We start from the raw sequence: 26,282 nt of genomic DNA, 5'->3' as shown, positions 1-26,282 counted from the left end.
TACAAAATAAACCAACTTTATACAAGTCTTGTTTTTTAAAAACAAAAAACTTCATTTTTCAGCTTTCTCACATCAGTCTTTTAAATTGCTAGAGTAATCGAATTCTTAAAACTTTATTTACAAATAAAATATGTGTTTTGATTACTTTTGTTATATGTCGAAAAAATTAAAAATTGATGGTATTGATAAAATCATCATTAAACGCTTAGTGAACGATGCTCGTACTCCTATTTTAAGTATTGCTAGAGAAGTAGGAATTTCTGGAGCAGCTATTCATCAAAGATTAAGAAAATTAGATGATTCTAATTTGATTGACGGTTATAAAATGGTACTAAATCCAAAGGCACTTGGCTATACAACTACTGCTTTTGTTGGTATCTTTTTAGAATCAGCCAGTTTATATTCTTCCGCCATAAAAAGACTTAAAGACATTCCTGAAGTTGTAGAAAGCCATTATACTACTGGTAACTATGCCATTTTTATAAAAATAATGTGTAAAAACAATCAAGACTTAATGCACCTGTTAAATAAAGATATTCAAAACATAAAAGGTGTGTCAAGAACAGAAACATTTATATCTTTGGATCAACAAATAGATAGACAAATAAAAATTTAACCCATTTTATGACCGATTTTGTTTTATACTTTAAAGCAGGACTATTTCATGTTCTTGACATTAGAGCTTATGACCATATTTTATTTTTAATTGTATTAGCAGTTGTTTACGAATTTAAACAATGGAAAAAAGTTTTATGGCTAGTTACCTTATTTACTATTGGTCATTCTATTACATTGGCATTAGCTGCTTATGGAATACTTAAAATAAATCCTAAACTTATTGAATTTTTAATTCCTTTGACAATATTTATCACTGGATTAATGAATATATTAACTGCCAGAAAAGCTTCTGTTGGTAAAGAAAATCAGAATTTATTTTTCGCTTTATTCTTTGGTTTGATTCACGGATTAGGTTTTTCTAACTACTTTAAAGGAATGATTGGCAGACACGAAGACAAATTAATTCCTTTACTAGAATTTGCTTTGGGTGTAGAAGCTGCTCAATTAATCATTGTGCTTTTAATTTTAATAGTTGGCACTTTAACACAATCTATTTTCGGTGTAAATAGACGTGATTGGATTTTAGTTGCTTCCGCTATTGTAATTGGTTTTGCTGCTCAAATGATGGTGAATCGTGTTTTTTGGTAAAAATTAACTTCTAAAACCGTATTTTCTCTTTATTTTAGCTGTTCTTTTTACCTTACTATGTCTTTAACTTTATCAAAAAAAGAATTAAAATACGCCAAAGCTTATTTAAAAATAGCAGAGGAATGGGCACAGCTATCACACTGTGAACGAAAAAAAGTAGGTGCTATTATTGTAAAAGACAGAATGATTATCTCTGATGGATACAACGGAACACCTACAGGCTTTGACAATTGTTGTGAAGACGAAGATGGACGTACACAATGGTACGTATTACATGCTGAAGCTAATGCCATTTTAAAAGTTGCCAACTCCACACAATCATGCAAAGGCGCTACACTTTATATTACACTTTCTCCTTGTAGGGACTGTAGTAAATTAATTCATCAATCAGGAATTAAAAGAGTAGTTTATTCAAATAAATACAAAGACATCTCTGGTTTAAAATTTTTAGAAAAAGCGGGTGTTGAACTGATTTATTTGCCTAATGAATAGAAATAATCTTCCTATATTTTTTGCTATTGCAGTGTGCTTCGGTATTCTAATCGGAGTATTTTTCAATGGTCAAACTAATTTTTTAAATAAAAACTCTTCAAGCGAACAAAAAATCAAACGCTTGATTAATTTCATACAACAAGATTATGTTGATGAAGTTAATACAGATAAGTTATTAGATGGAGCTATTGCACAAATGCTTACGAAACTAGATCCTCACTCTGTTTATATTCCTAAAGAGAATTTACAAGCTGTTACCGAAAGCATGCAAGGAAACTTTGTTGGAATTGGAGTTCAGTTTAGAATGATTGAAGATTCACTAACAGTAATTCAACCAATAAAAGGAGGTCCTAGTATTAGAAAAGGAATTCTTGCAGGCGACAGAATTTTAATGGCTGATCAGGATACTTTAGTAGGCAAAAAATTACGAAGCAACGATATTTTAAAAACATTAAAAGGGCAACCAGGAACTGAAGTTAATCTACAAGTATACAGAAAGTCTAACGATAGTTTATTTAATGTAATTGTAAAAAGAGGTAAAGTAAACATTAAAAGTGTAGATGTAGCTTACATGTTAAATGACAATGTTGGTTATATTAAATTAGATAGGTTTGCCCAAAATACCTACAGAGAATTTAAATCTTCTTTAGACGATTTACTTGATAAAGGTATGACTGATTTAGTTTTAGATTTAAGAGGAAATGGTGGTGGATTTATTCATATTGCTAATAAAATAGTAGATGAATTTTTAGAAGACGACAAGCTTATTGTTTATACAAAAAATAACGGTGGAGATATCAATAAATCTTATGCTACCGAAAAAGGAAGTTTTGAAAAAGGCGGACTGTATGTTCTAATTGACGAGAACTCTGCTTCTGCTTCAGAAATAGTTGCAGGTGCATTACAAGATAATGACAAAGGAAACATTATTGGTAGACGTTCTTTTGGTAAAGGTTTAGTACAAGAAGAAATGGATTTAGGTGACGGCTCTGCGGTTCGTTTAACTATTGCTCGTTACTACACTCCTACTGGTCGTTCTATTCAAAAACCTTACAAAGAAGAAAATGACACTTCTGAAACAACAAACTACAGTGCTGAAGTTGAAAACCGTTATAGAAATGGCGAACTATTTTCTAAGGATAGCATTAAAACAATAGATAGTTTGAAGTTTACAACTCCAAAAGGAAAGATTGTATATGGTGGTGGTGGTATTGTTCCTGATGTTTTTGTACCTGTAGACACATCTCAATACATCTCTCCTTTCTATTTTTCACATTTGAATAATTTCGCTTTTGAATACGTAGATAATAATAGAAAAAAATTAAACGAAATCTCTCTAGATGATTTTGTACAAAACTTTGACAACAATAATAATGTTTCTGATAACTTTTTCAATAAGATAAAAGACTTTAACGCTTCAGCGAGAACTAAAACACGATTAAAGAAACTTTTAAAAACCGCTATTGCTAGAGAATTATTTAGCGATGAAGGATTATACCGATTGAATCATATAGATGATAAAATGATTCAGAAAGTATTAGAATTAGACAAATCTAAACAAGAATAAACATAAACTTCTCAAAATCAGATGTATTATTTCATACGTCTGATTTTGTCATCAAGTTTTATTTTTTTATTCTTTTTATCGTCTTTATTATCTTCTTCTTTTAACTCAAAAAAGTTATTTAAATCAATTTCCTCATCAAACTTTTTCTTGTTATAAATCATATTTATCTTTTCATTAAAACTACTAAAAACAAGCAGCATTTTATCTACTTGACTATTCACTTCATGATCTTTTATTGCTGGAATCGATTTCATATCAACTAAACGTAGCACTTCATTTTCAAAAACATTTACTCTAGCTTTTAATGCAGAAACTTTTAAATCTTGAATCTTCAAACTATCATTCATTATCTTAATCAAATTACTTAATTCCAAAGACATGTCTAAAGCGTCATTAGGAGATACATTATAATAACGAGATACCATTTCATTTACCTCATTATACTCTTTCCAACTCTCTATTTCTTTCTGAGCCAAGCTCGAAACCTCTACTGTTTTTTTATGAGTTTTAGTTGTACTCATTTTTGATGTTTTTACTGTTGTTTCTTTTTCTTCTTGATTTTCTTTTTTACAACTCAAAAAAACAACTAACATCAACAGAATAAAATGCTTTAATTTTAACATTTACAACACTATTTTATGTGGCTAAAATACATTTTTTATACGTTGTGCCTTAGAAATAAAAAGTTAAAGCTTGAAAATCATCACAAATACCTCAAATTTTATCAAAAGTTAAAAAATAACAAATAAATTTTACGATTTCTTAATTTTATTAACTTTGCAGCCCTGATAAAATATATTCTTAAAAATGAGTGAGACCATTTTAATTATTGGAGCTTGTGGGCAAATAGGAACAGAACTTACACAAAAATTACGTGAAATTCATGGAACAAACAATGTAATTGCTTCTGATATTAGAGAAGGAAGTGATGAGTTCACTAAATCTGGTCCTTTTGAAATTATTGACGCTACAAATAGAGAACAAATTTTTAGTGTTGTTCAAAAATATAAAGTTTCTCAGGTTTATTTAATGGCAGCAATGCTATCGGCTACAGCTGAAAAAATACCACAAAAAGCATGGGATTTAAATATGACTTCTTTGTTAATCATTTTAGATCTTGCTAAAGAAAAACATATTCAAAGAGTGTATTGGCCTAGTTCAATGGCTGTTTTCGGAAATACTTCACCAAAAGTAGATACTCCTCAAAAAACAATTATGGAACCTTCAACTGTTTACGGAATTAGTAAAGTTGCTGGTGAGCATTGGTGTAATTATTACCACGAAAAATTTGGAGTAGACGTTAGAAGTATTCGTTACCCTGGAATTATTAGTTGGAAAACTAAACCTGGAGGTGGAACTACTGATTATGCAGTTGACATATATTTTAAAGCTAAGCAAGAAGGTAGCTATGAATGTTTTTTAGATAAAAATACGCGTTTACCTATGATGTATATGAATGATGCTATAAACGCTACTATACAACTTATGGAAGCAGAAAGCTCTTCTATAAAAATTAGAACTTCATACAATTTAACTGCTATGAGTTTTACTCCTGAAGAAATTACTTCTGAAATAAAAAAACATATACCTGATTTCAATATTAGTTATAAACCCGACTTTAGACAAGACATTGCTAATAGTTGGCCTCAAATTATTGATGATAGTCATGCAAGAAACGATTGGAATTGGCAACATGAATATAATTTAGAGTTAATGACTAAAGAAATGCTAAAAAACATATAATCATAAAAATTAGCATGTGTAAGTAAATACAATTCTTTTCGTCTTAGTAATTGTAGAAGATTAAAATTATGAAAGAAATAATAGAAAAAAGTTTACACAACGCAATATCATATACAGAGTACAGAGATTTAGTGTCAAATTTATTAAAAGAGAATAAATCCACAGGACCAAATCAATCTGAAGCATTATACAAATACAGCTTTTTAAATGACCGTAGAATGAAACGTTTAGACAAAACATCTAAACTTACTGAAACTACCGTAGAAGATTTAAAGAAGGTTGAGAAAAACCAAACTTGGCTGGTATTAACAGAAGGGTGGTGTGGTGATGCTGCTCAAAATATACCTGTTATCAACAAACTAGCAGAAGAAAACCCTAATATTGATTTAAAAATCATTTTAAGAGATGATAATTTAGAATTAATGGATCAATTTCTTACCAACGGTGGAAGATCTATCCCTAAATTAATTTCTGTAGACGAAAACAAGGAAGTTCTTTTCTCATGGGGACCAAGACCTTCAACTGCAACTAAAATGATTGCTGATTATAAAGAAGAAAACGGAGTTGTAGATGCTAAAGTAAAAGAAGACTTACAAGTTTGGTATAACAAAAACAAAGGTGTTAACGTACAAGAAGACTTTATTTCTTTACTAAAACAATAACCTTTAAAAGGTTTCAACATAAATTTAATGTCGGTTAGAGCGGAGTCAATAATAACCAAAACATCATTATCAAAATAGATTTTGATTTCGCTCAACCTGACAAAACCTATAAAATTGCTTTTTTAAACCGCTATCTTTTCTACTTCACTTGGTATTATATATCTTTGCTGCAATGGTAGATTTTAACACCTTATCGGAAGAAGCTAGAGTATGGATTTATCCTTGCAATAGAAAATTCTATCCTCAAGAAATAGAAGAAGTAAAACAAAAAATTGAAAACTTCATAAACAACTGGAAAGAAAGCACTGATCTTAATGCTTCTTATCAGCTTTTATACAATCGCTTTATTATTTTTTCTACCGAAAACGATGTTGAAATATCAAACAAAGACATCGATAAACAAGTAGCATTTATTTTACAACTACAACAAGAATACGAAGTTGAACTACTTGACAAAATGAATGTTTGCTTTAAACAAGGTGAATACACTCAATACAAAGATATTAAAGAGTTCAAGAAATTAATTAAAAACAAATCTGTTAACAGCAAAACTGTTGTTTTTGACAATCTAGTTCAAACTAAATACGACTTAGAACATTTTTGGGAGGTACCTATTACAGAAAGTTGGTACAACAGATTTTTATAACAAACCACTAACCTATCTTACAGACTTTCAATTTTTAAAAACCTTAATTTCATTTTTTTAGGTTTAAAAAAACAGATATATTTGCTTGACCAAAAGAAAAACCAAAAAAAATTGATCTCGTTATGATAAATCTAGCAAAAAAAATATCCAAACCTCAAAGTAACAGTGTAAACCTAACACTTTATCTTCAAACTATTTAAGCACAAAACCTTAAAGCATTCTATTTCATTAGTTATGCTAACAGGAGTGCCACTTTAAACTTAAACGACTCAAACTAAAAGAACTTTGTTAAACGAATCTTCTTTTATACAAATCGATAAGTTTATCCTATTACCAGCAATTTAGAAAAAACAAGACAACCAAATATTCCTCTAATCTTAGTTTAGCTATAAATTTTTAATTTTTATTAAATGAAAAAACAATTACGATTAATCAACCTCTTATTAATTTTCAATCTCTTTTTGAGTGTAGGTTACGCCCAAGACGTTCCTTTTACACAGAGATTGGGTAACAACATTAATGTTAAAGGAAATATTACTTTTATTTCCAACAACATTCTTAACAGAAGTTCAAAAGATACTCCTGGAATAGCAAAATTTAACTCAACCACTGGAAACTATATTATTTTCAATGGAGATGAAGATGCAAATGTATCTTATAATTCTGATTTATTCTATCCTATAAACAGGATTCAATATGCTCCAGCTGGAAATGGGAACTTATTCATGGATTATATTGATATTGATGACGACTTAACTACATTTTCTTCATCAAAATCTAATTTAAACTTACCTAATTGTTCCCGAATAGCTTATGCTGGTTTATACTGGTCTGGTATATATCCATATAAAACTTGGGAAAACGAAGAGACTAGAGAAAACAATTTCAACTCTATCAAATTCAAATTACCTGGACAAAACTATCAAGATATCACTGGAGAAATTGTATATGACAATGGTATAATTACACAAAAACCGTATTTATGCTACAAAGATATGACTGCTGATATTAACGCCCTTTCAAACCCCAATGGAGATTATTATGCTGCAAATATTAAAGCTACATTAGGTTTAGATTCTAAATATGGTCTTGGAGGGACTGCAGGATGGATTTTAGTTGTTGTATACGAAAGTGAATCTGAATCAAACAAAAACATTGCTATTTTTGACGGATTCTCTTCTGTTGATGGAGCAAATTATACTGACATAAATTTTTCTGGCTTTGTTACTACTCCTTCTGGTCCTGTAAGAACAAAAATGCTTACAGCATCTTTAGAGGGAGACGCCATTATTACTGGAGATGCTTTTCAAATACAAAATAACCAAGGTACTTTTACTAATTTATCTACAACTACAACAAACCCTACGAATAACTTTTTCAATAGTTCTATCACTAAATATGATAATTATGTGACAACAAGAACTCCTGCTAGTGAAAATACATTAGGTTTTGATGTTGATTTATTTGACGTTAATAATCCTGGAAACACTTTGATTAGTAACAATCAAACTTCTTTAAACGCAAGGTTCTCAACTTCTGGAGATGTTTATTGGCCATTTCTTGTTGCTTTAGCTGTTGAAACTACTGAACCTGAAATTAACTTAGTAGAAACCTTAGATAATGGTATCGCAGGAAATGATATCCAAGGTACAGCTTTAAGTTTAGGAGCCGATTTTTGGCATAACATCAGCTTTCAAAACAAAGGAAATGAAGACGCTAATAATACTACTATCTTCAAAAGATTACCTGAAAACATTAATTTAATAGAAGGAGACATTATAGTACCAAACGGAGTAACTTATAACTACACCCCTCCTTCATCTGCCAATAACTATAAAGGAGAAATATCATTTAATATTCCAAATAACCTTGTTGAAGAAGGTAGCAGCATTCACAACATTAGATTACACTCTAGGGTGAATTCTGATTGTAACAATTATAAAAACGCGTGCGCTAATTTAATTCAAAATCAATCTTTCGTAAGCTACGAAGGAATTAATAGCGGTATCCAAATAGAGAACTCTCCTAGTTTTTCTGGAATTGATGCTTGTAACATAGGTGTTGCTGGCAGCACTAACGTTTTTGTAGATATTTCTGGATGTAATTTTACTCAGGATATAACTTCAAATGAAAATAATACAACTCTAACAGCTGGAGAAGGTTTTTCTTCTTATGTTTGGAAAGATAATAACGGAAATACGATCGGTAACTCTAGATCAATTACCATAAATAATTCAGGTACATACACTGTATCCAAAACAAGTAACTCTTTGTATTGCTTAAGCAGTGATGAAATTTTCAATGTTACTTTAACAGCTACAACAAATCCATTAATCAATTTTGCAGATAATGTACGCTCTTGCACTTCTAATGGTTTAGAATTAGTAGAAATTTTCTTAAATGGCAACAGTGATTCTAGAACAATCAATACAGGTATCACCCTTCCAAATACTGTAACATGGCAGCAATTAAAAACTTCTTGTTCTTCAAATACAGATCAGAACTGTCCAAATACAGACAACAACTGCTGGACAAACGTATCTACAAACACCAACAACACAAGTAGAAGTTTCTCTGAAGCTGGCGAATATAGAGTGATAATTGAATCTGAAACTGGTGATGTAAATCAATACTATTTTAATGTTTTCAAAGAAATTATTAACCCTGTAATTATTACAGAAGACATCATTTGTTCTGACAGCGGAAGCATAACTATTAACAATGTACCTAATGGTTATGAATTTGCCCTTACTCTTTCTGGCAACTCGCCAACCACATTCCAAACATCGAATGTTTTTTCTATTTTAACTGAAGGTAATTACAATGTATATATTAAAAACCCTGTAACATCAAGTATATTTAGTTTTCCTGATAACTCGATAAGTGCAAACAACTTAGATATTAGTGTTACATCTCCTTCTAATTTATGTTATGGAGACACTGGAGAAATTAACATACAAATTGACTCTAATATATCTGGTCCGTATACTTATGCTATTCTAAATAGCGTAAATCCTATAACCACTTTTACAACACTTGACAAAAACTACTCCTATTCGGCAAATTATTCTGGAACATATGACATACAAGTAACAACACCAGAATGCTCTGTTAGCAAAACTGTAACACTTCATTTTTCTGATGAATTAAACATATCTAATATTGTCAATAAAAACATTGGTTGTACTGATGGACTTATCAATTTATCTGCATCTGGTGGAACAAATGGTTATCATTACGCTGTATGGTCTTATACTCCTGCAACAACAGCAACCAAACAACCTATTTCATTCACCAGCATAAGCGAAATACCATCGGACAATTTTTTCTCTAACAACGATTACCTTGTTAAAGCAGGAGAAGAAGGAAACTATGAATTCATTGTAATTGATAATAACAACTGTTCTAGAATATCATCCACAAGTACAGTTACTTTAGAAACACCTTTAACAGGAGCTTATGCTACTCAAACGGATATAACCTGCGATATTTCTGGTAACGGACTCAATCTAGGTAGCATAACATTTAACCCTCCAAGTGGTGGTACACCTCCATACATATATCAATATAAACTTACTACAAATGCATCATATATTAGCACAACCTCTAATACAATTACAAATTTGAGTGCTGGTTCTTATGATATCAAAGTACAAGATACTGATGGTTGCCAATTAATTTTACCTAACTTAACTATAGCTCCAACACCTACAAAACCTGATTTTTCTTATTCAGTTAATTATAATTGTGACGGTACAGGTAATATAATTGTTAATTCTGAAAATGCATCAGGAAGTTTTTTCTATTCTTTAAACAACAACGAATCAAATAGCACAGGAGTTTTCAACAACCTCACTGCAGGAACTTATGAAGTTACTATTGATTACGGTAGTAGTTGTTCGGAGGAAATAACTTTTGTCATTGAAGAAAATCAAGAATTTTCTGGAACTATTATTTCAAATACAAATACAAGCTGTAATGGTAGTTCTGATGGAACAATAACATTTAACGCTAGTAACTTCATTACATCATACGATTACAGTATTGACGGAGGAACAAACTGGATTACAGGTACATCACCTACCCCTACTACAATTAATGGTCTGGGAGCTGGAAATTATAGCATTATACTACGCAACTCAAATGGCTTTTGTGAAGTTTCTATTGGAGATGCTGTTATACAAGAATTGCCTGCTTTGACAATATCTAATGTAAACCTTACTAAAGAAATTACATGCAATCCAAACACTGGTGCTTCATTTGAAATAGAAGCTATAGGAGGTACACCTCCTTATGAATACTCTATTGATAATGGAATCACTTTTCAAACTGGCTCTTTCACAAACATTCCTACTGGTAATTACAACATAATAGCTAGAGATGCTAATGGATGTTCTTCGTCACCTTACACATACACTGTTAATCCTGCGGAAAATCTCTCAATAACATCTAATGCTACAACATGTCACAATGGCTCCAATGGAGAAATAACTGTTATTGTTAATTCTGGTGCAGGCGGCTATAACTTTAGGTTAAATGGAGGTGCTTGGTTAAATCCTATATCTTTTAATTCTAACACCTATACTTTCCAAGGAATAACAGCTGGTGTTTACACAATAGAAGTAAGAGACAGAGCTGGTTGTTCCGCTTCATCAATTGCGGAAATCACCCCTGAATTACAAGCATCGGCAACTATAGAAAAAGACGCTGACCTGGACAACGTAACCATATTAGCTACTGGAGGACGACCACCTTATGAATATTCTAGTGGAAATGGATCATATTTTCAAAGTAGTAATATCTTTGACGGATTAACTCCTGGGTTTTATAATTTAACAGTAAGAGATGCTAACGGATGTGTTTTTGAGATCAATTCAGCAACCGACGACTGTAATATTGATGAAATTGGTCTAACTCTTACAAAAGAGATTAGCTGTACAACTCCTTACAGTGAAATTGAATTATCTATACTACCTGAATCTGGCATTTACGAATATGAAGTACTTAATAGCACTGGAGCCTACATTATAAACAGAACACCTACCGCATACTCAGGCACAGTGTTTCCAGTTTCTTTACCCGACACTTACACTGTAAATGTATATAGTTTAAGCGGTGTTTCGGAATGCTCAGTATCAAGAGAAATTACAGTTCAACCTGCAATAATACCTGATTTTACTGTAAACACAACCAACCCTGCATGCAATGGTGAAGCTACGGGAAACATTAAAGTTTTAGTAAACCAAGGCACAGCTCCTTTTTCTTACGATTTAACTACATCTACTGGTAATGTTACTTCTGGTATATGGAACCCAAACACTAATTCATTTGAAGATGTTTCTTCAGGAAGCTATAAAGTGAGAGTTACAGGAAGCAACGGATGTTCTTTTGAAATCAACGATATTATTATCAATGACAACGCTCCGTTATACGTTCCCCCTTTAACAACAAGCAATTTCAATTGTTCAGAAGGGAACAACTCAATTTATCCAACTATAAGTATTGATATTTCTTCTATCTATGGAGGAAGTGGAAATTATTCTTTAGTAGACTTATACAAAAGTAATCCTGGAAATGATATCAAGATTTCAGGAGCATTGACTAACGGCAACATTCGTAGTTACAACATTACAGATACTAATGGAGGTGATTATTATATAAAAGTAATAGATAGTGAAGGCTGTGAGGCTATATCTAATACAGTGACCATCTATCCTTTCGATGAGTTATTAGCAATTTCCACCTCTCAAAATACTGCTATTAGTTGTACAAACGGTGGTGAGCTTATTGATATTGTTTTTAATTCAAGCATGTCTGCTACAGGCGCAAACATTACTATTACAGATGGTACTGGCACAATACTTGAAACTATCACCAATACTAATAGTGGCATTCACGTTACAAACTCTAACAGATTAACTGCAGGAACTTACAACATAACAGTAACACACCCCACAACAGGTTGTGAACTAAGTACAATTTATATTGTAGAAGACGTAACAAATTACATTGTAAATGCAACTGTAGCTTCTCCTGTAACATGTTTGGGGACTGATTCAGCAGAAATAAATATTGCTTTTGACCTTAATACTCCTTATAGCGGTTCATATACATATCAAGTTATGAATGCTGACACATTCACTGTTACTGGAATAAGCGGAAACGGATTAGGAAATAACAACGAAACAATTTCAGGTTTAGCAGCAGGAAATTATTTTGTAGAACTTACAATGACTAGTTTCCCTGACTGTACTATTAGAACTAACAATATTATTATTGATAGTCCTGCTTCTAACTTAGTATTAACAGAAGCCTCTACACACCCTATGTGTGACGGAGAGAGCAACGGTACTATCAACTTAAACGCCACTGGAGGCTGGGGTGGTTATGAATACCAAATAGAAGAACAACTTTCTGGAATTATTTATTACGCCTATAGTTCAGAAAATCACTTTGACAATTTACCTGCGGGAGATTATATTGCTAAAGTTAGAGACACTAATGGATGTGAAACATTTACTTCTGTAAATCTAATAGATCCAACACTTATTCAATCAAATGCTGTCTTAACTCAAGATTACACATGTACTCAAACAGGAATTATTAGTTTTTCTCCTGCTACCGGAGGAACTGCTCCTTATTCGTATGGAATCAATGGAGTTTATTCTTCTGATTTAATAAAGAGCAATTTAACTCCGGACTCTTATGCATTAAGTGTTAGAGATGCAAATGGATGTGAAACACAAATTAGCGAGATCATCATTGAAGAACTTCAAGATATTGCACCTTTTATAACTTCTGAGATAGCATACAATTGCGATGGTTCAGCAAACATTACCATCATCAATTCTGGTCCAAACTTGTATACATATAGTTTAAATGGTACGAGTCAAAGCTCAAATATTTTCGAAAACATACCTCCAAGTGCATATATTATTACTGTAAGTGATGACAACTCCTGTACTTATGATTTGTTTATTACTGTAGAAAATAACAAAAGATTCTATAGTACTTTAGTTTCTAAAGAAGATGCTAAATGCAACAATGCTAGCAATGGTGCAATTACCATAGAGTCTAAAAACTTCAACAATGAATATTCTTATAGTATAGATGGTGGTATTACTTGGCAAAAAACCACTGAATCACTACTTACTATAGATGGACTAAATCCTGGAGAATATGATGTTCGTACTAAAGCTTATAGTAATGAAACAGCAGTATGTGAATATTATGTTGACGATGTTACTATTATAGATCCTCCCCTTTTAATAGCTACCACTGCTTATACAAAAAATGATGTCTGCGATCCTAACTCACTTGCTGAGATTAATGTTACAGCTACAGGTGGAATTCCTCCTTATAAATTTAGTATTGACAATGGAGCAACATGGCAAACTTCAAATATTTTCACAGATGTTTCTGACGGAACTTATCAAGTTTTAATTAAAGATAATAGCAATTGTTCTAAAACTGTTTTTAGAAATGGAAGTTTTGAAGACATAAACACTAAACCAGACTCGTTTATACTTACAGACGCAAGCAATTTAAAAGGATGGAAAACTACTTCTCCTGATAATAAGATTGAAGTATGGAAAAGTGGGTTTAACAATACTAGTGCTTCTAATGGTGATTATCTTGTAGAGATTAACGCCAGTATTCCTTCAGTTTTATATCAAGAGTTAAAAACAACTCCTGGAGACATTATTAGTTGGTCTTTTGATCACCGTGGAAGAACTGGAGTAGATAGTGCTGAAATAAGAATTGGAAGTAGCATTACAACATCTGCTTATGGTTTTTCTCAAACTGTATCAGATGGAGTTAAATGGGGAACTTATTCTGGTTCCTATATAGTGCCTGTTGGACAAGAGACTACTATAATAGCCTTTGAAGCAATATCATCATCTTCAGGTAATTTATCAGTAGGAAACTTTATTGACAATGTTTATTTCAACGTAAACCAAGAAAATAATCATATAACAAGAGAAGTTATTATCGACGAAACCCCTCCTGCATTAGAAGGAGTAGTGATTGTAACAGCAGAAAATGATATTGAGTTTTCTTCTGCTTCTGGAGGTCATCCACCTTATCAATTTAGTATTGACGGAGGAAATACATTCAAAGATACTTCTATCTTTTCTGAATTAAGCGAAGGAACCTACGTTCCAGTTATTATAGACTCTAATTATTGTTCAATTACCCTAAATGAAATTAATATAACTAATGAAGATCCTTCTTTAGTTGTAAGTACTATTTCAGAAAACATAATTTGTACTGGAGATTCAAACGGATCAATCACTGTTACTGTAAACGGAGGTGCTCCTCCTTATACATATACATTATTTGATTATGGATATAATTTAGTTAATTCTGTAAATTCGAGCGAAGCTACTTACATTTTCAGTAATTTATTAGCAAATAATTATATTATTCAAGTTACTGATAGTAGCGGTTTAACTGAAACCAATGACAATATTATTGTTTCAGAACCAAATCAATTATTTACAACTTACACACAAGCTACTATTAATAGTCTTCATTTACAAGCTGCAGGAGGAACACCTCCTTATGAATATTCTATTGACGGTATTAGTTATGTGACTAGCAGTGTTTTTGATAATTTACCTAACAACATTTATAATATTTCCACTAGAGATGCCAATGGTTGTACCTCTCTTCCTGTAACAGTAATAATAAATGACACCACTCCTACTGCTGTTGATGATAGTTTTGAAACTACTCAGGAATCAATATTAGAAATGGATGTATTGACAAATGATTATAATATTGCTGTAGATGGAGTTTTAAACTTTAACCCTGCTATCTATGGAGATATTACCTTAAGTGATCCTAACGGAACTCCTGACGATATCACAGACGATATTTTAACTTACGTACCTAACCCTGGATTTAGTGGAATAGATACTTTTACTTACTTTTTATGTGACAATGATCATAATTGTGCTTCAGCAGAAGTTACCATTCTAGTAAAAGAAAAACCTTTAACCATAGACCAAGTAAATGTTACTGATGCTACATGTGACTCTCCTGAAGGAAGAGTTGAAATATTAGTAAGCGGTGGTGTTTATCCGTATCATTATGAAATATCAGATTCTTCAGGTACAGTAATAACTAACACTACAAGCAATATAATATCTGTATCTCCTGGTTTTTACACACTAAATATTACAGATAGCTACGGAGAAGTAATAGTTACGGACTTTTCTATTAACGATCCTTCTAGTTTTGATGTTAATTTAACAGTTACTAACAATAATTGTAGCGATGAATATAATGGTAAAATTTTAGTTGATGTTATTAACGGAGTTCCTCCATACACTTATGCATTAAATGGAGATTTCTTACAAACAAACAACGAATTTACCAACTTAACTGGCGGCACATATACTATTGACGTAGTTGACGCGAATAATTGTACAGTTTCTAAAACTGTAATTTTAGAAGATCCATTACCGATAGTTTCAACTACAAATATTACAGGAAACACTATAACAATTAACACAACTGGAGGTATCCCTCCTTATGAGTATAGCATAGACGGGGGTAACACCTTTGTTACATCATTTGTATTTACAAACTTAAATGAAGATTCGTATGATGCTGTTGTTAAAGATAGTAATGGTTGTTATGAGTTATTCCCTATTTACATTGCTTCATCACCTGCTACTATAGATGATTCGGCTACAACAATAAAAAACACGCCGGTAATTATACCAATATTAGCTAATGACTCTAATGTATCCTTAAATGACTTTATCACATTTTCACAACCTAGTAATGGAAACATTTCAATAGAAAATAATGGAACTTCTGACGATATTAGTGATGATTTGATCACCTATCAACCAGATCCTAGTTTTGTTGGTAATGATAGTTTTACCTATACTTTATGCGATCGTAACAATCCTTCTAGTTGTAGTACAGCTACTGTTACAATTATTGTTGAAGATCAACCTGAAACATTTGATATAACCTTCTCAACATCTCATGTAACTTGTAATGGAAGTGATAATGGTATTGTTGGTGTATTTTTAAGCGGAGGAACCCCTCCTTATAGCTACGATGTTTTAGGTGTAACCAGCAGAATATCTAATGATACTGTAGAAGTTTTTAATAATTTAAGTCCTAACACTTATACAGTAACTGTAACTGACAGCTACGGCATTACTGCAACAAGAGAAGTTACTATTATTGAACCATCATTACTAGCAGCAACTATTACTACTACTGATATAACTTGTAATGGTAGCGATGACGGTAGTATTGTTATAAACGCTATCGGAGGAACTGGTAATTATGTTTACAATGTGAGCCCTGTAGGTGCTACTTCTGGAACATTACAATCTGAAAATACTTTTAACAATCTTTCAGCTGGTGTTTACGATGTAACTATACAAGATGAAAATGGTTGTTTCCAAACCTTATCTGCAGTAATTATAGAACCATCTCCTCTTGTTATTTCTTCTATAGAAATTACTCCTTCTGGAAACGAGCCTAGTGGAGTTATTATTGCAGGTGCATCTGGAGGAACTGCTCCTTATAGCTTTAGTTTAAACGGAGATATCCCTGTAAACTCAAATGAATTTATTGGTTTAGCGCCAGGAACCTATGCTATTACTTCAATAGATAGCAATGGTTGTATTTCTACTGAATTTACAGTTACTTTAAATGAAATTGACATTGATAATTCTGTAACTCAAAATGAAGAGGAGTTAGAGGTTACCTTTAAAAACGCAACAGCTTACCAATGGATTAATGTTGATTCTGGAGAAAGAATTGCCGGAGCAACTGAAAGTTCGTATAAGCCTACCGTTTCAGGAAGATATCAAGTTGAAATTACAGTTACACAAGAGGCTACCGAGTATTACAACGGACAAACTAGTGTTAAGAACAATAGTAACACTCAAATAGTTTTATCTCCAATTATTGAGTTTAAGATTGATACTTTGAGTACTGAAAACATAGAGAAAACTGATTTTACAATATATCCTAATCCAACTACTGAAATTATAAATGTTCCTACTGAATTAATTGGTAAGAAGTATAAAATTTACAACATCCTTGGAGAAGAAATATATAACGACAAAATTGAGTCAACAAAACTTAATGTACAATCACTTTCTGATGGTGTTTACTTTATAAAAATACCAAAGTACACGCCTGTTAAGTTTGTTAAACATTAACAGTAATTAAAAAAGGTGTGAAATTTCACACCTTTTTTAATATAACAAAACCTCCCCTTTTAACATCTTTTATTGCTTAATTGTTAAAAGTTATTTTAAATTCAACACTTAATTAATCAATTTTTAAATCATGAAAAAATCAATTTTAAACTTAGGAAAAAGCCTAAGCAGAAAAGAACAAAAAGAAATAAACGGAAGTAGACACTACTATCCCGCATGTAAATGTGATGACTTTGGAAATAAAATAAACGAACCTTGTGAAGGCGGGTATGAACATACAATTCCTCCTTTACCAGATATCTGTGATGTTTTTCCTGATATTTGCAACTAAAAAAAATGCTGTACCTATTATTGGTACAGCGTTTTTTTAATTTATAATTTCGTTCATATATTTAAATATCAAATCAGATTCATATCCTCTATAAGCGAGAAAATCATAAATTTTTTTCTTTCTCTTAAAAATATTCTCTTCTTTGACTTCTTTATTTTTCTTATTAATTAAATCAACTAAACTTTCTAAATAATCAGTCTCCTCAATCTCTTTTAAAGCTGTTTTTATATTGTAAGCGGAAATATCTCTAGCCTTCAACTCTCTCGTAATTCTTTGCTTCCCCCACTTTTTAATTCTAAACTTTCCTCTTGCAAAACTCTTAGCAAAACGTTCTTCATTTAAAAAATCATGTTCTAATAAATGAAGTATGATGACTCCTTTTGCTTCTTCTATTAAATTATATTCAGCTAATTTTTTTTCAATCTCTTTGTGTGATCTATCCTGATACACACAATATCTCTCTAGCTTTCTTTTAATCTCTTCAATAGAAGTCACTGCTTTTTTCATACCAGCAAAACTATGGAATACAAATGAAAACTTAAATATTGAAAAGTTTAAAAATAAAAACTTTGTAAAACATAAAACCTTATCACTTTTAAAGCGATAAGGTTTTAATTGTTATTAAACTAATTTTAAAAAATCTAATTCCCTATTTCATACAATTCTTCTTCTTGAATATTATTTCTTCTACTTCCTTTAATCCACATTTTAAATCTATTTACTAAATAGAATAATATTGGAACTACTATTAATGTTAAGAATGTAGCCACTACAAGTCCATAAATTACAGCCCATGCTAATGGTCCCCAGAAGATCACATTATCACCTCCTACATAAATATGAGGATTCAACTCTGATACTAATGTGTAGAAATTAATATTTAATCCTGTAGCTAAAGGAATCAATCCTAAAATAGTTGTTATTGCTGTTAATAATACAGGACGTAAACGTGCTTTACCACCAGTAACAATTGCCTCATTTAAATCATCTACTCCAATCATTTCATCTTCATTTAAACGAAGTGCTACTTTTCTTCTGTCAATTAACAATTCGGTATAATCGAGCAGTACCACACCATTGTTTACCACAATACCCGCTAAAGAGATAATTCCCATCATTGTCATCATAATCACAAAAGGCGAACCACTAATCATAATTCCTCCAAACACACCAATCAAACTCAAGAAAATAGCTAACATAATAATCGTAGGCTTAGAAATAGAGTTAAACTGATAAATTAAAATCAAGAAAATCAATCCTAATCCAGCAAAAAAGGCACTTCCTAAGAATGCTTGCTGTTTATTTTGCTCTTCAATTTGACCTGTATAATCTACTTTAATAGTTTTTGGTAAATCAGTAAAACTACCCATCTCTTCCTTAATTTGAGCTACAATTGCACCAGCATCAGTAAAACCTGGAGCTAAAGCAGAATATACGGTTACCACTCTTTTTCCGTTTTTGTGTTTAATTGCACTAAATCCAGAAGTATTATCCTTTTTAATTAATGTAGATACAGGAATAGATCTTACTTGACCAGTTGCCATATCTCTAAAAGTGATATTCTGATTAAATATTGCATTTGTATTATATCTGTTCTCTTTATCAAATCGAACATAAATATCATAATCTTCACCATCTTCCTTGTAAACTCCAGCCTTAGCCCCAAAAACAGAATTCCTAAGCTGCTGACCAATTTGAGAAGCACTTACCCCTAATTCTCCTGCCTTTTTTCTATCTACATTTACCAACATAGTAGGCTTAGCTTTATTTACATCTACTTTGATTTCAGCAACTCCTGGAATTGATTTTGTATTGATAAAATCTTTCATCTTTTCAGCTACTTCTATCATCTGAGCATAATCTTTCCCCTCTAATTCAATATTAATTGGGTACCCTGCTGGTGGACCAACTGGATCTTTTTCAACAGAAATTGAAAGTCCTGGATAAATTCCTTGTAAAGCTTCTGTAATTTCTTTCTTCAATTCTTTACTATCAGATCCTCTACGATATTTGTATTCTCTCATAGAAGCTACAATTTTACCTCTATGTGGCATTTCTGCTGTAGAACCTCCGTCAGTTTGTGGATTTCCAGAACCTGCTCCCACTTGAGTAACCGAACTTTCTACCAAAAAGTTATACCCATTATCTACATATTTAGAAGAATTAATAATTTTAGTTACTCGCTCTTCCAAATCTTTCATGATTAGATTGGTCTTCTCTATATCTGTACCCTGAGGATATTCAACATATACAATTACTTGGTTTGGCGTATTATCTGGAAAGAACTCTACTTTTACCTTCTTCTCTCCCATTCTTTTTCCGAATACTCCAAACACTACAAATAACATCATAAAAGTAACACCTGTAATTGCATACGGTCTCCAACCTTTTAAAGAAGCTCTAATGATTCGTTCGTAAAAACGCTCCCATCTTGGTAAAATTTCTCTTTGGAAATAATTAGCCGCTGGACGCATAACATATCTATAAATCCAGAAATTGACAGCAGCAAACACTAACAACACTCCTAATGAACTTCTACCTCCACCAGCAATTAACATTAATATTCCTAACACAGCCAATACTACTGTTAAAACAATCAATCTTTTTAATGGCATGTTTTTATCCTCAGTGTTCATAAACTGAGATACCAATACCGAATTAAAGAATATTGCTACAAATAATGATGAACCTAATACTACTGATAACGTAATTGGGAAATAGATCATAAACTGCCCCATTACACCTGGCCACATACCTAAAGGAACAAACGCTGCTACAGTAGTTGCTGTAGAAATGATAATTGGGAAAGCAATTTCACCAATACCTTTTTTAGCAGCCTCTAGCCTACTCATACCTTCTTCATCCATTAAACGATATACGTTTTCTACAACCACAATACCGTTATCTACCAACATTCCAAGTCCCATAATTAAACCAAATAAAATCATGGTATTCATAGTGTACCCTAACAGATTCAATATCATTAACGACATGAACATAGACATTGGAATTGCAAAACCTACGAATAATGCATTTCTAAGTCCTAAGAAAAACATTAAAACTGTTACTACTAAAATAACCCCAAAAATGATGTTATTTACTAAATCATCTACCTGACCTATTGTTTTTGAAGACTGATCATTTGCTAAGGTTACTCTTAAATTACTTGGCAATACATCTTTTTGAGCTTTCTTTACAATTTCTCGTATTTGCTCTGTTGCACGTACCATGTTTTCACCTGTTCTCTTTTTAATATCAAGCATTACCACTGACGCTCCATTTTCACGAGCATAGGTAGTTTTGTCTTTATCTTTAAAAGTAACTACAGCAATATCTCTTAAATAAATAGGATTTCCTCTTTCTGATTTGATTACAAAATTCTCTAATTGAGAGGTTTTTTCTATCTCTCCTAAAACCCTAATCGTTCTTCTTTGACCACTAGAGATAATATTACCCGCTGAAACTGTCGCATTTCCTCCTCCTACTGATTGCAAAATATCTTGAAAACTAACTTTAGCAGCTGTCATTTTATATACATCTACTGCTATTTCAACTTCCTTATCTTCTGCTCCTCTAATATCAGCTTTCTTTATTTCTTTTAAATCCTCTATTTCATCTTGAAGATATTCTGCATACTCTTTTAGTTGTTCAACAGTATAATCTCCAGAAATATTAATATTTAAAATTGGCGTTTCTTCCGAAATATTCAGTTCAAAAACATTAGGTTCAACTTTAGCCCCATTAAACGTAGGCCAATCTTCACCTGATACTTCTTCATCTATTTCATCTTTTACCTTCTGCTTTGCTTCTTCAATAGTAATATTGCTATTAAATTCTACTACTACCATTGAAACATTTTCTTGAGAGGTAGAAGTAATTTTAGTCATATTACTTACCGTTTTTAACTTTTCTTCTAACGGATTTGTAATTAACTTTTCAATATCTTCCGCTGTGTTTCCAGGGAAAACAGAACTCACATATATTTTTGTGTCTTTTATTTCTGGAAAGTTTTCTCTTGGCATATTTAAAAATGCCGAGATTCCAAAATATAATATCAACACCATTAAAACATATATGGTTGTTTTATTATTTATTGCCCATGAAGATAAACCAAACTCTTTATCTACATTTTTTTCTTGCTCTGTCATCAGAATATCTTTTAAAATTATTTAGTTGATGATGCTAAAATTTTCACTTCTTGCTTATCTTTTACACTTCTAGCTCCATCATTAATAATTAACTCTCCTTCTTTTAATCCACTTAAAATTTCAATTTCGTCACCTTGAGTTTTTCCAGTTGTAATAATAGTTTGCTTAGCAGTGCCTTTATCAGCACCAGCTTTATCAACTACATATACATATTGTGCTCCTTCTCCATTTTCAGAAATGATACTTTGAGGTATTAAAATTGCGCTTGGATTTGTATAATCGTTGATTTTTAACTTCGCTGTTAAATTAGGCTTGATTTCTCTATCTTTATTAGGAACTCCAACCTCTACTTTAAATGTTCTGTTTGCTGGATTGATAAAGTTTCCTGCCTGACGAACTTTAGAAGCTATAGTTTTACCTAAAATTGGAAAATCAACCATTACATCTTTCCCTTTTTTAATAGAACTAATAAATCCTTCTGGCACATCTGTTTCAATGTACATGTCTCCTAAATTTACAATTCTAAAAATCTCTGCCCCCATTCCAGGAGCAACCACTGTACCTTGCTCTTTAATTACATCATCCACTATTCCTGCAAACGGTGCTCTTACTGTATATTTACCAATTGCTTTACGTAAATTAGTAACTGCATTTTTTTGCGCTTCGTAATTTGTTTTAGCCTGTAAGTATTGAATTTCTGAACCAATTTTTTGATCCCATAATCTTTGTTGACGCTCAAAAGTAGTTTTTGCCAACGCCGCATTAGCTTCAACTTGCGCTAATTGATTTGACATTCCTCCGTCATCTATTTTAGCTAAAGATTGACCTTTTGCTACTCTTTGACCTTCTTTAACGTATACACTGATTAATTGACCTGGTACTTCTGGATATACTAAAACATTCTTTTTTGTTTGTACATCTCCTTGTAACTCTAAGTAATGAACAAACTCTTTGTTTTTAACAGCAATAACAGTTACTAACGGTACTTTTTTATTAGTATCTAACTTTGCTATTTCAGTATCTAATAATTCAATATTTTTAACAAGTTCTTGATTTTCTTTACGTAATTCGTCTTTTTTAGTTCTTAATAACTCTAAGTTACCAGATGCTAATACTTCTTCTACTGATTGTTTTTTATTGCCTCCACATGAAGCTAAATATAAAGAAGCTATTGTTATAATGAATATCTTTCTCATTGAGTTAGTTATTTTACAGGTACGTTTAATGCGGTTTCTAATTGTGCTTTTTTGGCAATCACGTTTAACATAGATTGCACATAATTATTTTGTTGGGTATATAATTGATTTTGGGCTTGAGATAAATCGAAGCTAGATGAAAGTCCTTCAAAAAACTTTACTTGCTGCTTCTTTTCTATCCTCTCAGCCAATGATAAATTCTTCTTAGCTGTTTCATGATTTTCAATACTTAATTGATATTCACTTTTAGCTGTTTGTGCTTGAAGATTTAGTTTTTGTTCAATTTCTTGTAATCTAATCGAAGAGTTTTCTAACTTGATTTTTGCCTGAGCTGTTCTTGATGATCTTCCGAAGCTACTAAAAATTGGTACATTTAACGACACACCTAATAAAGAGTAATCAAACCAATCTTGATTGCTATCGAAAAAAGTAAAACTATTAGAGTTGGCATTTACTCCGTAGTTTAAAAATGCTGAAAGTGATGGTAATGCTTTACTTTTTTCTAATTTCACTAATAATTGATTCGCTTCTTCATCATTTTTAGCCATTTTATAGTCAATATGATTTTCTAAATTAAATGACTTTGCTAATAATGATAAATCCGTTTCTTGAAATACTAAATTTTCTAAAGTATCTGTTAGCTCTACCTTTTTATTAGTTACATTACCTAAAGTTATGTTTAGCATTTGATAAGCTATTGCCTTTAATCTTACGGTATTTCTAAGATTGTTTTCAAGAGTTCCTAAAGTAATTTGTAATTGCTCAACATTCTCTAACTCAGTTAAACCATTGTCATAGATTTTTTGAGTCTCAGACAAACTTTTTGATAAAATCTTCTTGTTATTTTCTAAAATCTCTATTGATTTTTCAGCAACTAATACATTTCCGTAGGCATTAATAACTGCTTCTTTTGTCCCTAATTCAGTTTTTTCTTTCGCTTGTTCTGATATTTTTAAATAGGTTTTTGCTGATTGCAGTCCTACCAAATAAGAACCATCAAAGATTAACTGACTTAAAGTTACTGCTGCATTAATACTTTGTTTGGTTCCAAAAGCTATTTCTGCAAATTCTCCTTGTTGACCTCCAAAGATTTCAGCTGGTAATAATGATATCTGTTGCTTTAACCAATATTGGTAATCAACTTTACCATTTATTTGAGGAAGACCTATAGTTGTCGTTTCCCATTTTCGCTCTTCTGCTGCTTCTATGTTTTTTGCAGCAATTAAATTATTATAATTGTTTTTTACTGCATAATCAATGGCTTCTTCCATTGATAATCTTAATACATCATCTTGGGCAAATGACATACCTACTAAGAAGAACGTAAATACACTAAGTATGTATTTTTTCATTAGTTTTTAATTTTGATTTGTTATTTTTAATTGTTTCTCTAATTCTTTTAATCCCTTTTCCGTTGCAATAGCTCGAATATGGTATTCTAACACTTTGTATTCTATTTTCACAAGTTCTTTCATTTCCTTTGTATACAAATCGCTATCGTAAATACCGAATACTAAAGTGAAATAGAAATTCATTGTTAACTTTATATCAATTCCTTCTCTGTACAATCCTTGTTCGATGCCTTTTTCTAAATTGTCAGAATTACACTCTTCGAACATACACACTTCCTTATCCATTAATTTATCATAAATTTCAGGATAGTATTTCTTTAGCTGGTATATGGGAGATCCTTTCGCATTCTTAAACATCTCTTTAAAGATTGCCTTAATCATAAACTCTTCTTCTATGGCATTGTATTCTTTACTTTTAATTAAAGAAATATTTTCTGCTATAGAATTTTGAAGACAATCTGTAGACGCATCAACTAACGATGCTTTGTTAGAGAAATATTTATACAATGTCTTTTTAGATATCGCAAGCTCTCTTGCAATATCGTCCATTGTAACACTTTTAAACCCTAAGTTTAAAAACATCTCCCCAGCCTTTTCTAAAATTTTATCTCTCATAATTCTGTGCAAATGTACGCAAGGAAACTTTAGAAACAAAAAAAGTTTCCTAAGTTTTAATGATTTTTTAACATTACCCATTTTTAATTGTTAGAATTGATTTATTTTTACAAAAAATTTATTTTGGATTTATCGAAGTATCAAGAATCTTTTCTTACTTATTTACAAGAACAAGACTTTAAAAGAGAGCCTAACAACCTTTATGCTCCTGTTGACTATATTTTACATTTAGGCGGAAAAAGACTTCGCCCTGTATTAACCTTAATAGCATGCGATGTTTTTAAACAAAGCTTTGAGGAAGCTTTACCAGCTGCCATGGCTGTGGAAACTTTTCATAATTTCACATTGGTACATGATGACATTATGGATGAAGCTCCTTTGAGAAGAGGAAAGGAAACTGTGCATCAAAAATGGGACATAAACACAGGGATTCTTTCTGGTGATGCTATGCTAATTTTAGCTTATCAATATTTTGAAAATTACAAGCCTGTTGTTTTTCAAAAATTAGCCAAACTTTTTAGTAAAACTGCTCTTGAAGTATGTGATGGACAACAATTGGATGTTGATTTTGAAACTAGAAATGACGTTACAATTGAAGAATATATTAAAATGATCACGCTTAAAACATCTGTTTTAGTGGCTGCTGCTTTAAAAATGGGAGCTATTGTTGCTGAAGCTGATGAAGAACAATCAAACCATTTATATAATTTTGGATTAAATTTAGGTATTGCTTTTCAGTTACAAGATGATTATTTAGATACTTTTGGAAACCCTGAAACTTTCGGAAAACAAATAGGTGGAGACATCATTGAAAACAAGAAAACTTTCTTATATCTAAAAGCTTTAGAAGTTGCAAATACTGAAGACAAGGATAAATTATTATTTTTCTATCAACAGAAACCCGAAGATAACTCTATCAAGATTTCTGAGGTTACCAGAATCTTTGAAAGAAATGATATTCCTAAGTTAACTAGTGACTTAATTAAAGAGTATACTGAAAAATCTTTTGAATTTTTATCTCAATTAAATATTTCAAAAGAGGCAAAAAAAGGACTTAGATTATTTGCTGAAAATTTAATGTTCAGAAAAGTTTAAAAAAACATTGTTTATTTAAAAAAAGTTT

Annotated in this window: 16 protein-coding genes; 10 read left to right on the top strand and 6 right to left on the bottom strand. The window is 31.5% G+C overall.

Features of this window, described 5'->3' with window-relative positions:
* The first annotated feature begins 154 nt into the window (after window positions 1–154).
* Genes EYW44_RS02510 through EYW44_RS02495 form a run of 4 tightly spaced genes read left to right on the top strand, consistent with a single transcriptional unit; the run spans window position 155 to window position 3,265 of the window.
* Window positions 155–616, top strand: coding sequence for an Lrp/AsnC ligand binding domain-containing protein (locus EYW44_RS02510; protein ID WP_132722089.1), 462 nt, complete (start codon window positions 155–157; stop codon window positions 614–616).
* An 8-nt stretch (window positions 617–624) separates the two neighbouring features.
* The gene (locus EYW44_RS02505; protein WP_132722088.1) at window positions 625–1,206 is read left to right on the top strand and encodes a HupE/UreJ family protein; all 582 of its coding nucleotides are present in this window, start codon (window positions 625–627) and stop codon (window positions 1,204–1,206) included.
* 57 nt (window positions 1,207–1,263) lie between these two features.
* Window positions 1,264–1,698 (top strand): deoxycytidylate deaminase, encoded by a 435-nt coding sequence (locus EYW44_RS02500; protein WP_132722086.1) that lies wholly within the window; start codon window positions 1,264–1,266, stop codon window positions 1,696–1,698.
* Complete coding sequence (locus EYW44_RS02495) at window positions 1,691–3,265, top strand: S41 family peptidase (RefSeq protein ID WP_132722084.1); 1,575 nt, start codon at window positions 1,691–1,693, stop codon at window positions 3,263–3,265. Before EYW44_RS02500 ends, EYW44_RS02495 begins: the two co-directional genes overlap by 8 nt.
* A 26-nt stretch (window positions 3,266–3,291) precedes the next feature.
* Here EYW44_RS02495 and EYW44_RS02490 read toward each other — a convergent pair whose 3' ends face one another.
* A complete protein-coding gene (locus tag EYW44_RS02490) occupies window positions 3,292–3,786 on the bottom strand; it encodes a hypothetical protein (protein ID WP_132722082.1) in 495 nt (164 codons plus the stop codon).
* 286 nt (window positions 3,787–4,072) lie between these two features.
* Here EYW44_RS02490 and EYW44_RS02485 point away from each other — a divergent pair, with 286 nt between their 5' ends.
* The 5 genes from EYW44_RS02485 to EYW44_RS02465 all read left to right on the top strand — a co-directional run bounded on the left by EYW44_RS02485 (window position 4,073) and on the right by EYW44_RS02465 (window position 17,848).
* Window positions 4,073–5,008 (top strand): NAD-dependent epimerase/dehydratase family protein, encoded by a 936-nt coding sequence (locus EYW44_RS02485; protein WP_132722080.1) that lies wholly within the window; start codon window positions 4,073–4,075, stop codon window positions 5,006–5,008.
* A gap of 68 nt (window positions 5,009–5,076) precedes the next feature.
* Window positions 5,077–5,670, top strand: coding sequence for a thioredoxin family protein (locus EYW44_RS02480; RefSeq protein WP_132722078.1), 594 nt, complete (start codon window positions 5,077–5,079; stop codon window positions 5,668–5,670).
* 172 nt (window positions 5,671–5,842) lie between these two features.
* Window positions 5,843–6,316 carry an ABC transporter ATPase gene (locus tag EYW44_RS02475; protein ID WP_132722076.1) on the top strand — a complete coding sequence of 158 codons (474 nt, stop codon included), beginning with the start codon at window positions 5,843–5,845 and terminating at the stop codon, window positions 6,314–6,316.
* A 410-nt stretch (window positions 6,317–6,726) separates the two neighbouring features.
* Window positions 6,727–17,517, top strand: a complete 10,791-nt coding sequence (locus EYW44_RS02470) for an Ig-like domain-containing protein (RefSeq protein ID WP_132722074.1) — start codon at window positions 6,727–6,729, stop codon at window positions 17,515–17,517.
* Window positions 17,518–17,647: 130 nt separating this feature from the next.
* Window positions 17,648–17,848, top strand: a complete 201-nt coding sequence (locus tag EYW44_RS02465) for a hypothetical protein (protein WP_132722072.1) — start codon at window positions 17,648–17,650, stop codon at window positions 17,846–17,848.
* Window positions 17,849–17,884: 36 nt separating this feature from the next.
* On the opposite strand, the gene EYW44_RS02460 is transcribed toward EYW44_RS02465, so the two are convergent.
* The 5 genes from EYW44_RS02460 to EYW44_RS02440 form a co-directional block, all read right to left on the bottom strand.
* Window positions 17,885–18,355, bottom strand: a complete 471-nt coding sequence (locus tag EYW44_RS02460; protein WP_132722070.1) for a regulatory protein RecX — start codon at window positions 18,353–18,355, stop codon at window positions 17,885–17,887.
* A 134-nt stretch (window positions 18,356–18,489) separates the two neighbouring features.
* A complete protein-coding gene (locus EYW44_RS02455; RefSeq protein ID WP_132722068.1) occupies window positions 18,490–21,996 on the bottom strand; it encodes an efflux RND transporter permease subunit in 3,507 nt (1,168 codons plus the stop codon).
* A 17-nt stretch (window positions 21,997–22,013) separates the two neighbouring features.
* Window positions 22,014–23,192 (bottom strand): efflux RND transporter periplasmic adaptor subunit, encoded by a 1,179-nt coding sequence (locus EYW44_RS02450; RefSeq protein WP_132722066.1) that lies wholly within the window; start codon window positions 23,190–23,192, stop codon window positions 22,014–22,016.
* 8 nt (window positions 23,193–23,200) lie between these two features.
* On the bottom strand, window positions 23,201–24,544 hold the full coding sequence (locus EYW44_RS02445) for a TolC family protein (RefSeq protein ID WP_132722064.1): 1,344 nt from the start codon (window positions 24,542–24,544) through the stop codon (window positions 23,201–23,203).
* Window positions 24,545–24,550: 6 nt separating this feature from the next.
* On the bottom strand, window positions 24,551–25,159 hold the full coding sequence (locus tag EYW44_RS02440; protein WP_132722062.1) for a TetR/AcrR family transcriptional regulator: 609 nt from the start codon (window positions 25,157–25,159) through the stop codon (window positions 24,551–24,553).
* Between the two features lie 120 nt (window positions 25,160–25,279).
* On the opposite strand from EYW44_RS02440, the gene EYW44_RS02435 reads away from it, so the two are divergent.
* Window positions 25,280–26,254 (top strand): polyprenyl synthetase family protein, encoded by a 975-nt coding sequence (locus EYW44_RS02435; RefSeq protein WP_373681045.1) that lies wholly within the window; start codon window positions 25,280–25,282, stop codon window positions 26,252–26,254.
* Window positions 26,255–26,282 lie beyond the last annotated feature (28 nt).

The sequence above is a fragment of the Tenacibaculum sp. M341 genome (genome assembly GCF_004337695.1).
In the GTDB taxonomy this organism is placed as follows: Bacteria; Bacteroidota; Bacteroidia; order Flavobacteriales; family Flavobacteriaceae; genus Polaribacter.
The sequence above is the reverse complement of the archived record's forward strand: the minus strand, read 5'-3'. Positions and strand labels throughout refer to the sequence as shown.